This window comes from Vibrio sp. OPT46 (genome assembly GCF_015163535.1).
Classification (GTDB): domain Bacteria; phylum Pseudomonadota; class Gammaproteobacteria; order Enterobacterales; family Vibrionaceae; genus Vibrio; species Vibrio alginolyticus.
On sequence record NZ_JADDYG010000824.1, the window covers coordinates 70,585 to 85,166 of the forward strand.

Sequence of the window (14,582 nt, forward strand, 5' to 3'; positions counted from 1 at the left end):
AATTTCAGGAAAAGCCATAAGTGGTAAGGTTTGGGGAACATTTGATATGGCCAACAACCCGCTAAGTGGCATTACTTATCAATTGGAAGAGTCGTGCGGAAACATTGAAGGCGATCTACTAAGTGGCGAAACCCACCGTAATGAGTGCGTGAACGCATCAAAACTGGCCGAGCCTACTGATATTGAGACTCCACAGAAAAATGAACCTTCCATCGAGCAGCCAATCGTAATTGATAACATCAATTTGGAGACTCAAGAGGAAGAGCTTTACGAAGAAGTTATCTAAGAAGATGAAGTACCCGACACGAATTCCGCAGCAGAACAAACCCTCTCACCGACAGAGCAAGAAGGTGAAACAGATAAGCGCCCAGCAGATCAGTCGGCGCTTACCCCATCAGCAACTGAGTAACTGCGAGTAGTTCGGTATCAGCATATAGGTACCGACAAAATCAACAGCTGGCGTGTCACCACTATAAATCACTACGTGAATAACGATGCGTGCTTTGCGTCCCGACTCCAATCGGTCTAGGTCACCACTGATCCCATCCAACGAAGTACTCGCCACGGGGTTTTGTTCGACTGGTTGACGATAGCGAATCGAGCTGTCGGCCAACACAATATCACCGTGCAACCCACGCTCTTTAAGCAGCAGCCACGTCATCCCCCACCCTGTCAGGGTTGCTAAGGTAAAAGCTGACCCGGCGAACATGGTGTTATGCGGATTAAGGTTAGGATTAAGCTGCGCACAGCATTCAAACTGGTAACCCGTGTACTGGTTAATTTTGATCCCCATTTTGTCGCTAATTGGGATTTGTTGCTCCCAGCGCTGTTGAAGCTCAGTACACCATTCAGGGCGACGTAACACATTGGCCATCGGATCCAGTTGCTTCACCATTTGCTGATGGCGCACAGGGCCACGCTCATCGGTCAGCTCGCCTCGACGCTCAAAGCCATTTTTTTCATAAAAGGCGATGGCATCTTCACGGGCATTACACACCAAGCGTTTCGCTCCTTCTTGGCGCGCTAACGACTCTAGTGCAACCAAAACCAGCGAACCCATCCCTTTGCTACGGCGATTATTTTTAACCGCCATATAGCGGATCTGGCCATCATTGTCCGGCGTAATGTATAAACGGCCAATCGCCATAGGACGACCTCGACCATCAACAATCATGCGGTGATGGCTCATTTCGTCGTATTCATCGCGCTCAGAGCCGATCGGCATACGCCATGGCTCACGAAGCAGTTGCCAGCGAAACTGATAATACTTGTTTATCTGATTATCGGTTTTGGGAGTAATGAGTTTGAACATATCAATCCTTTGAAAGCACAACACTAATCAGTGTCGGAAAAATTACTCCAAGCCAATTCCATGAGCTTGGAGTTAAAGCTTAGACTATGGCGCCTGTGTTACCAGATTAGACCTGCAACCAAAACGTCACTGGACCGTCATTCACCAAAGACACTTTCATATCGGCAGCGAAGCGGCCACGCTGTGTGGGTAAGACTTCTTCACACAAGTCAGAAAAGTAATCATACAAGCGCTCTGCATCAACAGGATGCGCACCGCGAGAAAAGCCAGCTCGCGTGCCTTTTTTTGTATCCGCAGGCAGCGTAAATTGAGAAACCACCAGCACTTTACCTTCCACCTGTTTAACGTTTAGGTTCATCTTGCCTTCGTCATCTTCGAACACACGGTAGGTTGTAACACGCTCCATTAAACGCTTTGCTTTAGCTTCATCGTCGTCCTTCTCTACGCCCAATAAGACCAGCAGACCACGATCAATTTCTCCTACGACTTCACCATCCACACGGACGGCTGCTTCACTGACTCGTTGAATTAGCGCTATCACTACTCTCGCTTCCTTCATCTGTTAACTGAGATTCAGCGGTCGAGTGTATCATGTCTAAATCTTCACTCCAGTGCTCTCGCTCACCAAGCGCAGCCGTAACTTCCGCCCCCAATAACACGATCATCCAGCATAAATACACCCAAACAAATAAGATAGGAATCGCCGCTAACGCGCCGTAGATGAGCTGATAAGACGGAAACTGAGTGATGTAGAGTGCAAAGCCTTTTTTACTCAACTCGAACAGTATCGCGGCGACTGCTGCCCCCATGGCACCATGAGCGAGGTGTACTTTTTTATTCGGCACTAGAATATACAAGCCAAGAAAAGCAAAAAAGGACAGCAACAACGGTAGCCAACGCAGAAATAGATTAAACGCACCAGATAATGTCTCATTCTCTAAAATTTGCAGCGAAGTCACGTACGACGTCGCCGCAATACTCGCACCGACCATGATCGGCCCTAACGTGAGTACCATCCAATACATAGAGAATGAAAAGACTAAACGGCGCTTGTCTTTAACTCGCCAAATGTAGTTTAAGTTCTTATCAATGTTGGAAATCAGCATGACCGCTGCGATGAATAAAAACCCACCGCCAACCGCGCTCATTTTGCCCGTATTCGCCACAAATTCCTGTAATGCCGTATGTACAGCTTCTCCAGAAGCTGGCACAAAATTCTCAATAATGTAGCCTTGCAGCACCTCACCAACGTTCGCAAAAACGGGAAATTTCGACAATATTGATAACAATACCGTCAGCATTGGCACGATGGATAACAAGGTAATGTAGGCAAGATAGCCCGCGTTCACATTCACACGGTCATGCGTTAATCGCTTAAGAAGATACTTAAAAAACGCGACGCAACTTGGCAGTAGATTGATTAATCTCGCCTTGTAACTCTCTGATAACTGGTTCATAGTTCATCCCATAATTAGCGCCGAGGACATAAGAATGCCTTATTTATTAGCAATTGTACTATCAATTTTCACTTTAACAGGGTGTCAATCTGCTTATTACTCAGCAATGGAGCAGGTTGGGTATCATAAACGAGATATTATGGTCGACCGCGTCGAAGATGCCAAAGAATCTCAACAAGATGCACAAGAAGAATTCACCAGTGCACTTGAAGCCTTGTCTGCGATCACCAACTTTGATGGTGGTGAGCTAGAAAATGTCTACAACAACATCAATGACAAATACGAAGATAGCGAAAAAGCGGCTCAAGACGTACGTGACCGTATTGCTGCGATTGAAGACGTATCCGGCGCACTGTTTGATGAGTGGCAAGATGAGCTAGAGCTGTACTCGAGTGCGAAACTGCGTCGTTCAAGCGAGCAAAAACTACGTGAAACCAAAGCCTCGTACAAAACCATGCTTAGCGCTATGAAGCGTGCAGAGAAAAAGATGACACCGGTACTGGATACGCTACGTGACAACACGTTGTACTTAAAACACAACCTTAACGCCAGTGCGATTGGTTCTTTGCAAGGTGAGTTCTCTAGCTTAGAGAAAGACATTCAGTTTGCGATCAAACAAATGAACGAAGCGATTGCAGAGTCCGATAAATTCCTACAAAAGCTCAATCAAAAGTAAATGATTTAGACCTCCTCCTAGTGAGGAGGTTTTAGTCGGCGACCTTACCGAGTAAACCGATGACTCTTCGAACAAAGCCTACTCTCTCTGGCACAGTTCCCCATGGTACTTCTATCACTTCATAACCCAACTCAGTATAGACACTCACTAACGACTGATGAATCTCCAATGCTTCTTCAAAGCTGTGCGGACGCACTTCATCTTGTACGTAAATGGATGCTTCAGGTCGACAAGTAAACACCTGACTATGGTACCCAGCGCTTTCGGTTAAGAAAGCTTGGTCAACCTTACAGCCGCCCACTTGTAGGTATGCAATGATGTCGGGGATGGCGCGATCAACAAACGCAACATCATGACAACGCGCATCACTCTTTTGTTTGTCCATCAACCCAAGGCATAACTTGGCAAACTCAGGTAAATTCGTCCACGGCAAAATACCATTTTCTAACTGGCTTTGCTGCTCAATCAAGTCGCGAGACCCTTCAGGAAACGTGGCGTAACCACACGCGTCTAGCGCATTCAGCAGTGTTGTTTTTCCCGCACCAGGCCCACCGGTGATAATAATCGGGTTCATATTCAACTCCAGAAAACAAAAAGCCCCGAGCATAACTCGAGGCTTCTTCTTAATTGAATCGCTTAACGAAAATTATTTCGCGCCACGAGAAGCACGCTTACGGTCGCTTTCCGTTAGGAACTTCTTACGGATACGGATGCTTTCAGGCGTTACTTCTACTAGCTCGTCGTCATCGATGAATTCTAGTGCTTGCTCAAGAGTCATCTTGATTGGCGGAGTAAGAACCTGTGCGTCATCTGTACCTGATGCACGAACGTTGGTTAGCTGCTTACCTTTCAGTGCGTTTACCGTTAGGTCGTTGTCACGGCTGTGAATACCGATAACCATACCTTCGTAAACTTCAACACCGTGACCGATAAATAGACGACCACGCTCTTGAAGGTTGAACAGTGCGTTAGTTAGCGCTTTACCCATCGCGTTCGCGATTAGTACACCGTTTACACGTTGACCGATGTTACCGCCTTTGTGAGGGCCGTAGTGATCAAACGTATGGTAAAGAAGACCTGAACCTGAAGTCAGTGTCATGAATTCCGTTTGGAAACCGATCAGACCACGTGATGGCATAACGAAGTCCATACGCACACGACCTTTACCGTCTGGAGACATGTCTTTCAGCTCACCTTTACGTAGGCCGATGTTCTCCATGATGCCGCCTTGGTGCTCTTCCATTACGTCGATAGTTACCGTTTCGAACGGTTCCATCAACTGACCATCTTCTTCTTTGATGATTACTTCTGGACGAGATACCGCAAGCTCAAAGCCTTCACGACGCATGTTTTCGATCAGGATAGAAAGGTGAAGTTCACCACGACCTGATACGCGGAATTTATCTGGATCGTCTGTTTGCTCAACGCGTAGTGCAACGTTGTGTACCAATTCCTTCTCAAGACGCTCAAGGATGTTACGTGACGTTACGAACTTACCTTCTTTACCCGCGAATGGAGACGTGTTTACTTGGAACGTCATTGTTACTGTTGGTTCATCAACAGACAATGGTGGTAATGCTTCTACTGCGTTTTGTGCACAGATAGTGTCAGAAATTTTCAGCTCGCCAAGACCAGTGATTGCGATGATATCACCCGCGTTAGCTTGTTCCACTTCGTGACGCTCTAGGCCAAGGTAGCCCATTACTGTACCCACTTTACCGTTGCGAGTTTTACCGTCAGCACCAATAATGGTTACCTGCTGGTTTGGTTTAACGCTACCACGAGTTACGCGAGCCACGCCGATAACACCAACGTAAGAGCTGTAGTCTAGCTGAGAAACTTGCATCTGTAGTGGACCATCAAGGTCAACATTTGGCGCGTCAACAACATCAACGATAGTTTGGAATAATGGTTCCATGTTCTCGCCAGTTTCGCCTTCTTCTAGAGAAGCCCAACCGTTAAGTGCTGATGCGTAAACTACTTTAAAGTCTAGCTGGTCATCAGTTGCACCTAGGTTGTCGAATAGATCGAACACTTGGTCCATAACCCAATCAGGACGTGCACCAGGGCGGTCAATCTTGTTGATTACAACGATTGGTTTTAGACCGTGAGCAAACGCTTTTTGTGTTACGAAACGCGTTTGAGGCATTGGACCATCAACAGCGTCAACGATAAGTAGTACAGAGTCTACCATCGACATGATACGCTCAACTTCACCACCGAAGTCCGCGTGTCCCGGAGTATCTACGATGTTGATACGGTAATCGTTCCAGTCGATTGCTGTGTTTTTAGCAAGAATGGTAATACCGCGCTCTTTCTCGATGTCGTTCGAGTCCATGACTCGCTCTTCAGCTTCACCGCGAGACTCAAGCGTGCCTGATTGTTGTAGCAGCTTGTCAACCAACGTCGTTTTACCGTGGTCAACGTGCGCGATGATCGCGATATTTCTTAATTTATCAATCTGTGGAGTAGCCATGGATATTGATTCACTTAGATAGATGAAATGCCCCCACGCTGAGAACGGGTGCTCTCTGGCGACATTTGCTGATTAAAAAAACGGCCATAATGTACCAGATTTTAGCAAAAAGCCTAGAAATATGTGATCTACTCCCGAGCATTTCTGCGATTTTTACGCTTAATGCCCATTTTCTTCCTCAGAACGAATTGATTAAACGCAACTTTATTCTAATCGATGCATAATTCAAATTGACTCTTGCTCAAAAAATGGGCTGAATACGCAATGTACCTGTCACATTATGGTGCAACAATGATTTTTGGCACCATAATAGTGCAAGCAAAGATCATTTTGGTGCAAGCAAGTGCACCAAACTAGCATTCAAAAACACAATTGCTTGAAATTAATGGAATATTTTTTTTGGCACGGTTTTGGCTTTAGTTAAAACAGCATCGATTAATGAAAAGTCAAATTGATTAATCAATGCCAGGTTTCATGAATAATTCATAAATCGAGCTTTTACCGCTTATTAACACTGGAGGTTATCCAAGATGTCAGTAGAAAACGTTCTATCGCTGATCCAAGAAAACGAAGTTAAGTTTGTTGACCTACGCTTCACTGATACAAAAGGTAAAGAGCAGCACATTTCGATCCCTGCTCACCAAATCGACGCAGACTTCTTCGAAGAAGGTAAAATGTTCGATGGTTCATCAGTTGCTGGCTGGAAAGGTATCAACGAATCAGACATGGTAATGATGCCTGACGCATCTTCTGCTGTGCTTGACCCATTCACGGAAGACGCAACACTAAATATCCGTTGTGACATCTTAGAGCCTGCAACAATGCAAGGCTACGACCGTGACCCACGCTCTATCGCAAAACGCGCTGAAGACTTCATGCGTTCTACAGGTGTTGCAGATACTGTACTTATCGGTCCTGAGCCAGAATTCTTCCTATTTGATGACGTGAAGTTCTCGACAGACATGTCAGGCTCTTTCTTCAAGATCGACGATGTAGAAGCAGCATGGAACACAGGTTCTGACTACGAAGAAGGTAACAAAGGTCACCGTCCAGGCGTTAAAGGTGGTTACTTCCCAGTAGCTCCAGTAGATTCATCTCAAGACATCCGTTCTGCTATGTGTCTAGTAATGGAAGAGATGGGTCTTGTTGTTGAAGCGCACCACCACGAAGTGGCAACGGCGGGTCAAAACGAAATCGCAACTCGTTTCAACACGCTAACAACCAAAGCTGACGAAATCCAAATCTACAAGTACGTTGTACACAACGTTGCTCACGCGTTTGGTAAAACAGCGACGTTTATGCCTAAACCACTTGTTGGCGACAACGGCAGCGGTATGCACGTTCACCAGTCTCTAGCAAAAGATGGCGTAAACCTATTTGCTGGTGACAAGTACGGCGGTCTATCTGAAATGGCGCTTTACTACATCGGTGGTATCATCAAACACGCTCGTGCAATCAACGCATTCGCTAACCCATCAACAAACTCGTACAAACGTCTTGTACCAGGCTTCGAAGCACCAGTAATGCTAGCTTACTCAGCGCGTAACCGCTCTGCTTCAATCCGTATCCCAGTGGTACCAAGCCCGAAAGCACGTCGTATCGAAGTTCGTTTCGGTGACCCAGCGGCGAACCCATACCTATGTTTCGCAGCAATGCTTATGGCTGGTCTTGACGGTATCAAGAATAAGATCCACCCAGGCGAAGCGATGGATAAAGACCTTTACGATCTTCCAGCTGAAGAAGCAGCAGAAATCCCAACTGTTGCATACTCACTAAAAGACGCGCTAGCAGAGCTAGATGCTGATCGTGAGTTCTTAACAGCGGGCGGCGTATTCTCTGACGACTTCATCGATTCATACATCGACCTTAAGTCTCAGGACGTAGAGCGTGTAAACATGACAACTCACCCTGTTGAGTTCGAACTTTACTACTCTGTGTAAGGTCGACACTGTGTAAAATGTAAACACAGCAATAAAATATTAGGCTCGCCTCGCAGGCGGGCCTTTTTTGTATTCGCCACTCAAGCTTCGACGTTTAACATGAGGGGATAATAAAAATACGCTTAGAATTTTTCCTTACAGGTCAAAGAGCTAAGCCATTGAAACGTGAAATCATCGAACAAGAGAAGGTGAGCAATGAAAGTTCAGCTTATTCCATCACTGTGTGCACTCAGCGGATTGTTAATCGCCTCTATCGCCTTCGCGCAGGTCGCGTATACGTGGGTAGATGAAAATGGCGTGGTTCACTTTAGTGATACGCCAAACAAAGGAGCAAAAGCGATCGCACTGCCAAACCTTGAAGCCAGCGCACCAGCTCCTGAGGTAGAAAGTACTGAATCGCTCGCACCTCAGACTACGCCATCTACTGCATCACAAAACAAGCCAGAGAAAACAACCGAGAAGCCTCTTCCATTAGAACTTTCAATGCAGACCCCCAAGCACAACGAGACCATCCGCAGCAATCGAGGCATCATCAATATTCAATTAGAAACCAATCGCAAGCTTGGTATCGGTGAGCAATTGCAATTGTTACTCGATGGAAAACCTTATGGTGCACCACAAAACCATATAGTGTGGCAGTTAAACAATATTGACCGAGGCACTCACACACTTGCTGTGCACGCGAAAAGAAGCGGCAAGCTTATTGCATCTACTAGCCCTATAACGGTGCATTTACATAGAGCAAGTGTTAAGCCGACCGTAAAAGGGGCAAAATAGAATATCTGGTGAAAAAAATCACATCACAGCGATGCTTTTCACTTTTTCTTCTAAGATTTATTCGCCATACTTAACGTTCAATTGCACCATTATTGTGCATCGCACAATCTTAAAGCAAAACAAGGACGTAATGTGGATACCAGTCTTCCTAGTGCCATTCTCAACAATATGGTGACAGCAACGCTGATTCTTGATGATGGATTGGCCATCCGTTATGCCAATCCGGCTGCCGAATTGCTGTTTTCTCAAAGCGCCAAACGAATTATTGAACAATCACTTTCTCAATTGATTCAGCATGCGTCGCTGGATCTCGCGCTGCTCACTCAACCGTTGCAAAGTGGCCAAAGCATCACCGACAGTGACGTCACTTTCGTTGTTGATGGCCGCCCTTTAATGCTAGAGGTGACGGTTAGCCCTATCACTTGGCAAAAGCAGTTGATGCTTCTGGTCGAGATGCGCAAAATTGATCAGCAGCGCCGACTCTCTCAAGAACTGAACCAACACGCCCAACAACAAGCAGCGAAGCTGTTAGTCCGAGGGCTTGCACATGAGATTAAAAATCCGCTTGGCGGCTTACGCGGTGCGGCGCAATTGCTAGAAAAAATGCTGCCAGAGCCCTCTCTCACCGAATATACACACATCATCATTGAGCAAGCAGACCGTTTAAGGGCGCTCGTGGATCGATTACTAGGACCGCAGAAGCCAGGTAAGAAGACACAAGAGAATCTGCACCAAATTCTTGAAAAGGTTCGCCAGCTGGTTGAATTAGAGTCACAACGCTCAATCATCATTGAACGAGATTATGACCCAAGCTTGCCAGAGATTTTGATGGATACAGACCAAATCGAACAGGCAATGCTTAATATCGTCAGCAACGCCGCACAAATTCTTAGCCATCAAGAACACGGGAAAATAACCATTCGCACCAGAACGGTGCATCAAGCCAATATTCACGGCAAACGCTGTAAACTCGCTGCTCGTGTCGAAATCACAGACAACGGCCCAGGTATTCCACCGGAACTACAAGACACGCTGTTCTATCCCATGGTCAGTGGCCGCGAGGGAGGAACTGGATTAGGGCTATCTATTTCGCAAAATTTGATCGACCAGCACAATGGAAAAATAGACGTAGAAAGCTGGCCTGGTCACACAACATTTACTATTTATCTGCCGATCTGATTGCGCTAATGGACTTCAAGTCGCGTCAGTTTTTCGGTTTGCTGCAAGGATTACTACATGAGTAAAGGATATGTTTGGGTCGTTGATGACGACAGTTCAATTCGCTGGGTAATGGAGAAAACGCTCTCCTCTGCCAACATCAAATGTGAAACCTATGCCGATGGAGAAAGCGTGTTAATGGCGCTCGAACGCGAAGTGCCGGATGTTCTAGTATCAGACATTCGCATGCCAGGTATTGATGGGTTGGAGCTACTAAAGCAAGTACAGCGCGATTACCCAGACCTTCCCGTGATTATCATGACCGCGCATTCAGATTTAGATGCGGCAGTGAATGCGTACCAAAAAGGTGCTTTTGAATATTTACCAAAACCTTTTGATATTGATGAAACTTTAACTCTGGTTGAACGAGCCATTGCACACAGCCACGAAAACAAACGCGAGCAGCTCTCTCCAGAAGACATTCCAGCAGAAACGCCTGAAATTATCGGTGAAGCACCAGCGATGCAAGAGGTGTTTCGCGCCATTGGTCGTCTTTCTCGCTCCTCTATTTCAGTCTTGATTAACGGTGAATCGGGCACGGGTAAAGAACTCGTTGCTCATGCACTGCACCGTCACAGTCCACGTGCTAACAAACCTTTCATTGCGCTCAATATGGCGGCGATTCCCAAAGACTTGATTGAATCAGAACTGTTTGGCCACGAAAAAGGCGCGTTTACGGGAGCAAACAATGTTCGTCAAGGACGATTCGAACAAGCCAATGGCGGCACTCTATTTTTAGACGAAATCGGCGACATGCCATTAGACATTCAAACTCGTTTACTACGCGTTCTAGCTGACGGGCAGTTTTATCGAGTGGGCGGTCACTCTCCGATCAGTGTCGATGTACGAATTGTCGCGGCAACACACCAGAACTTAGAAAAGCTGGTGCACGAAGGTGACTTTCGTGAGGACCTATTTCATCGCTTAAACGTGATTCGCGTTCAGATCCCGGCACTGCGTGAGCGTAAGCAAGACATTGAAAAGCTTACACAGCATTTTCTTATCCGTGCAGCTGATGAGCTTGGTGTGGAAACAAAAACTCTCCACCCGTCAACCGTAGAGATTCTTAACCGCCTTGATTGGCCTGGCAACGTGCGTCAATTAGAGAATATTTGCCGTTGGTTAACCGTTATGGCCAGTGGTAGCGAGGTGTTACCAAATGACTTGCCAAGCGAACTACTCGAAGAGAAAAAATCCATTTCAGACTCTGCACATGGTAGTTGGCAAGAACAATTGGCGGATTGGGCACGGCATTCACTCGCAGCAGGAGATAAAGAACTACTTTCTTACGCTTTACCAGAATTTGAACGCATTTTATTAGAAGCAGCCTTAGAGCACACTAAAGGTCATAAGCAAGATGCCGCTAAAGTATTAGGCTGGGGGCGAAATACACTCACCAGAAAATTAAAAGAATTGTACTGACAATCACTTACGTGGTGCGTTAACAACGAGCGTCGTTTGTCACTCGATATTAATAAAAACATCAGTACAATTGTGGCGCACCACCATCTATGTGATTAGGCGATGTCTACTGCTACGACTCAAATTACACTGCGTACTGCTGTTCTGATTCCATTTGTCATGATCTTCTTACTGGCGATCGGTGTCATTGTCTACGTCCAAAAACAAAGTTACGAAGAAGTGGTCACGGATATCAGTGACAAGCAACTTTCCGTGTTAACCGAAAGTGTCCACGACCACCTCAATAGCTATCTACGTAAGCCTTTTACTGCGGTTATGGCTCTCGCGCACAACGTCAGCTATCACAACCTTTATCGCCCTCACGATACCTCAGACATTCAAAACTACCTGCTGAGTGCATTCAAAAATCTTTACCAATCGATACCGCAGTTGGATGTAATCGCATTTGGTTCAGAAAACGGCGACTTTGCAGGCTTTCGCCGCGAGCTTTCCGACGATTACACCTTAATGGTGCAAGATCGCTACACCGATGGTGATCTGGTTATTTATGGAACCAACCATGTGAGTAACAACATTCGAACGGTTATCTCCCAATACGATCCTCGCACTCGCCCATGGTATAAGCCCGTTGCAGAGAGCCAAAACGCCACTTGGTCTGAAATTTATACCAACGCTGATGAACGCCAGGATATTACGCTATCAGCCATGACGCCGGTGTACAAACACGACCAATTTGCTGGTGTTTTGGTGACAGACATTCGTATCAATACATTCAACGAGTTCCTGCGCGAGTTAAAATACAACACTAAAGCGTCGGTCTACATCATGGACCCAGATCATCGTTTAATCGCTCACTCAGGCCCGGGAAGCGTCATCTCATGGGGCACAAAATTTTCGGATAAAGGGCAGCGTTTGCTTGCCGCTGAAAACGCAGACCCGATCATCAAAATCAGTGCGAGCCGAGTCCGGTCTTTCGATCTCAACAACACGAAGCAACCTTATACTTTTTCATTTGAACATGATGGCCAACGTATTTTCAGTCGGCTAACCCCGTATCGAGACCAAGACGGCTTAACATGGTTTATCGGCACCTCCATTTCGGAGTCTGAGCTTCTCGGCCTGTTACCGAAAAGCCAGCAAGAGAGCTGGCTCGTTGGCATTATTGTAAGCCTATTTGGGATCGTCATCAGTTGGATCATTTTCAACCGAGTTACCAGACCAATTAACGCGACGGCCGCCGCCGCTCAGCACCTGGCAAATGGGGATTGGGATAGCGGCATGCCAAAGCCTGGTTATGTGTATGAGACAACCGTACTGGTTCATGCTTTTAATGAAATGGCGAACAATCTAAGAGCGTCATTCAAAGCATTGCGTGAACAGTTGGTTTATGACTCTCTGACACGCTTATATAGTCGTCAGGGTTTGGTCGAAATCTGTGAAAATCAGTCTCATCTTTGTCACGGCAGTTTATTTTTACTTGGTATCAACAAATTTAGAGATATCAACGACAGTGTGGGTCATCACAACGGCGACCAGTTGTTGGTCAGCATCGCTGAAAGGCTAAAACAGCAGTTTCGTGACAACGCATTATTGGCTCGGATTGGTGGTGATGAGTTCGCGGTGTTTCTCTCAAATGTCGACACTGAAACCAAAATTAAACAAACCGAACGTCGATTACAGCAACTCTTTTCCACCCCATTTATGGTGGAAGGCGAGAATGTAGTGATGAAGATTTCACTTGGTATTGTACAAACCCAGCCAAACGAAACCATGCCTTTATGGTTACGCAACGCCAGCATCGCATTAAGTTACGCTAAACAAGACTCACTGACTGGTGTTTGTCACTACAGCCCAGAACTAGCGAGCGCTTCAAAGTTTCGTACGCAAATGCTGACCAAGATCCAAACTGGCATTGAAAACCGAGAGTTTATTCCTCATTACCAACCGATTGTGGATCTCGTCAGTGGCACAGTGTGTGGCGCCGAAGCACTGGCGCGTTGGCATAGCGACTCAGGTATGGTGTCACCATTAGATTTTATTCCAATCGCGGAAGAAAGCGGCATGATCAAAGCCATCGGCCAACAGATTCTGTTACAAGCTTGTCGCGACACTTACCAAGCGATCGAAAGCAAACAGTGGCCGTCGGACTTCCAACTGCATGTGAATATCTCCGTTAATCAACTATCTTGCCCAAGTTTTGTCGATACGGTGATAAGCGTATTGGATATCACGAAATTACCAGCAAGTAACCTCACACTAGAGATCACAGAATCACGCATCATTGATAGCGCACCGACAACACTAGAAAATATGACTAAACTGCGTGAAATGGGTATTGGTATCGCGATAGATGACTTTGGCACCGGCTACTCATCACTGGGTTACCTCCACTCTCTGCCGTTTACCTGCTTGAAGATTGATCGCACCTTCATCAATCAACTCACACAAGAAAACTTAAACAGTTCAGTCGTCGCTGCCGTCATCAATATCACAGCAGGTCTCAAAACTAATGTCGTCGCGGAAGGTGTCGAGGATAGCAATCAAGCACAATTACTGCGCTCTTTAGGCTGTAATCAGGTGCAAGGCTTCTATTACAGCCACCCTATGCCACTAGAAGAATGGCCAACACATTTGGTGAACATGAAGTAGAAAAGAGCGAGAATCGTTGATTTCCTAGTCATCCTCTACTGACAATCTACCCAACTGTTATTTATACTTAACTGCAAATCTTACCCATGTATTGTCACAGATGATGTTTGGGCCCTGTTCCAGTTCATAACTATCCGGATCGACAAAATGATAACAAAGAACCTTCCTCTTACTGATTTGCACCGTCACCTCGACGGTAACATTCGTACTAAAACGATTCTTGAGCTAGGCCAAAAGTTTGGCATTGCCCTACCAGCGTACGATATTGAGTCTCTCACTCCTCACGTTCAAATTGTCGAAGCGGAACCCTCTCTTGTTGCTTTCCTTTCTAAGCTCGACTGGGGTGTTGCTGTACTGGGCGATCTAGATGCATGTCGTCGTGTCGCGTACGAAAACGTAGAAGACGCGCTAAACGCACAAATCGATTACGCAGAGCTGCGTTTCTCTCCTTACTACATGGCGATGAAACACAAACTACCAGTAGCGGGGGTTGTTGAAGCCGTCGTGGACGGTGTGCAAGCGGGTATGCGCGATTTTGGCGTGAAAGCCAACCTGATCGGTATCATGAGTCGCACATTTGGCACTGACGCATGTCAACAAGAACTGGACGGCATTCTGAGCCAGAAAGATCACATCGTTGCCGTCGACCTTGCGG

11 protein-coding genes and 2 pseudogenes are annotated in these 14,582 nt (G+C 46.3%); 8 read left to right on the forward strand and 5 right to left on the reverse strand.

Features of this window, described 5'->3' with window-relative positions:
* Positions 1-409, forward strand: a pseudogene (locus IQR33_RS34770) (AsmA family protein); the annotation flags it as partial.
* Here the strand turns inward: IQR33_RS34770 and IQR33_RS28420 are convergent.
* The 3 genes from IQR33_RS28420 to IQR33_RS28430 all read right to left on the reverse strand — a co-directional run bounded on the left by IQR33_RS28420 (position 395) and on the right by IQR33_RS28430 (position 2,769).
* Positions 395-1,312: a bifunctional GNAT family N-acetyltransferase/hotdog fold thioesterase gene (locus IQR33_RS28420; protein WP_005379283.1), complete on the reverse strand. Its 918-nt coding sequence runs from the start codon at positions 1,310-1,312 to the stop codon at positions 395-397. The pseudogene IQR33_RS34770 and the gene IQR33_RS28420 overlap by 15 nt on opposite strands.
* Positions 1,313-1,418: 106 nt before the next feature.
* On the reverse strand, positions 1,419-1,853 hold the full coding sequence (dtd, locus tag IQR33_RS28425; protein WP_005379282.1) for a D-aminoacyl-tRNA deacylase: 435 nt from the start codon (positions 1,851-1,853) through the stop codon (positions 1,419-1,421).
* Positions 1,825-2,769 (reverse strand): virulence factor BrkB family protein, encoded by a 945-nt coding sequence (locus IQR33_RS28430; protein WP_005379281.1) that lies wholly within the window; start codon positions 2,767-2,769, stop codon positions 1,825-1,827. The genes dtd and IQR33_RS28430 overlap by 29 nt, the downstream gene beginning before the upstream one ends.
* A gap of 34 nt (positions 2,770-2,803) precedes the next feature.
* Between IQR33_RS28430 and IQR33_RS28435 the strand changes: the two genes are divergently transcribed.
* On the forward strand, positions 2,804-3,445 hold the full coding sequence (locus tag IQR33_RS28435; RefSeq protein ID WP_005382972.1) for a DUF2959 domain-containing protein: 642 nt from the start codon (positions 2,804-2,806) through the stop codon (positions 3,443-3,445).
* 31 nt (positions 3,446-3,476) lie between these two features.
* Here the strand turns inward: IQR33_RS28435 and IQR33_RS28440 are convergent, their stop codons facing one another.
* Both IQR33_RS28440 and typA read right to left on the reverse strand, forming a co-directional pair.
* Positions 3,477-4,019 (reverse strand): AAA family ATPase, encoded by a 543-nt coding sequence (locus tag IQR33_RS28440; RefSeq protein ID WP_005382971.1) that lies wholly within the window; start codon positions 4,017-4,019, stop codon positions 3,477-3,479.
* Positions 4,020-4,091: 72 nt separating this feature from the next.
* Entirely contained in the window at positions 4,092-5,921 is a 1,830-nt protein-coding gene (typA, locus tag IQR33_RS28445; protein WP_005379276.1) for a translational GTPase TypA, read from the reverse strand.
* A 530-nt stretch (positions 5,922-6,451) separates the two neighbouring features.
* Here typA and glnA point away from each other — a divergent pair.
* The 6 genes and pseudogenes from glnA to IQR33_RS34775 all read left to right on the forward strand — a co-directional run.
* Complete coding sequence (gene glnA / locus IQR33_RS28450; RefSeq protein WP_005379275.1) at positions 6,452-7,861, forward strand: glutamate--ammonia ligase; 1,410 nt, start codon at positions 6,452-6,454, stop codon at positions 7,859-7,861.
* A gap of 195 nt (positions 7,862-8,056) precedes the next feature.
* On the forward strand, positions 8,057-8,638 hold the full coding sequence (locus IQR33_RS28455) for a DUF4124 domain-containing protein (RefSeq protein WP_136976535.1): 582 nt from the start codon (positions 8,057-8,059) through the stop codon (positions 8,636-8,638).
* Positions 8,639-8,770: 132 nt separating this feature from the next.
* Positions 8,771-9,817, forward strand: a complete 1,047-nt coding sequence (gene glnL / locus IQR33_RS28460) for a nitrogen regulation protein NR(II) (RefSeq protein WP_017821940.1) — start codon at positions 8,771-8,773, stop codon at positions 9,815-9,817.
* A gap of 57 nt (positions 9,818-9,874) precedes the next feature.
* Positions 9,875-11,278 (forward strand): nitrogen regulation protein NR(I), encoded by a 1,404-nt coding sequence (glnG, locus tag IQR33_RS28465; RefSeq protein ID WP_005379267.1) that lies wholly within the window; start codon positions 9,875-9,877, stop codon positions 11,276-11,278.
* Between the two features lie 102 nt (positions 11,279-11,380).
* Positions 11,381-13,927, forward strand: coding sequence for an EAL domain-containing protein (locus IQR33_RS28470; RefSeq protein ID WP_193837243.1), 2,547 nt, complete (start codon positions 11,381-11,383; stop codon positions 13,925-13,927).
* Positions 13,928-14,074: 147 nt separating this feature from the next.
* A pseudogene (locus IQR33_RS34775) lies at positions 14,075-14,582 on the forward strand (adenosine deaminase); the annotation flags it as partial.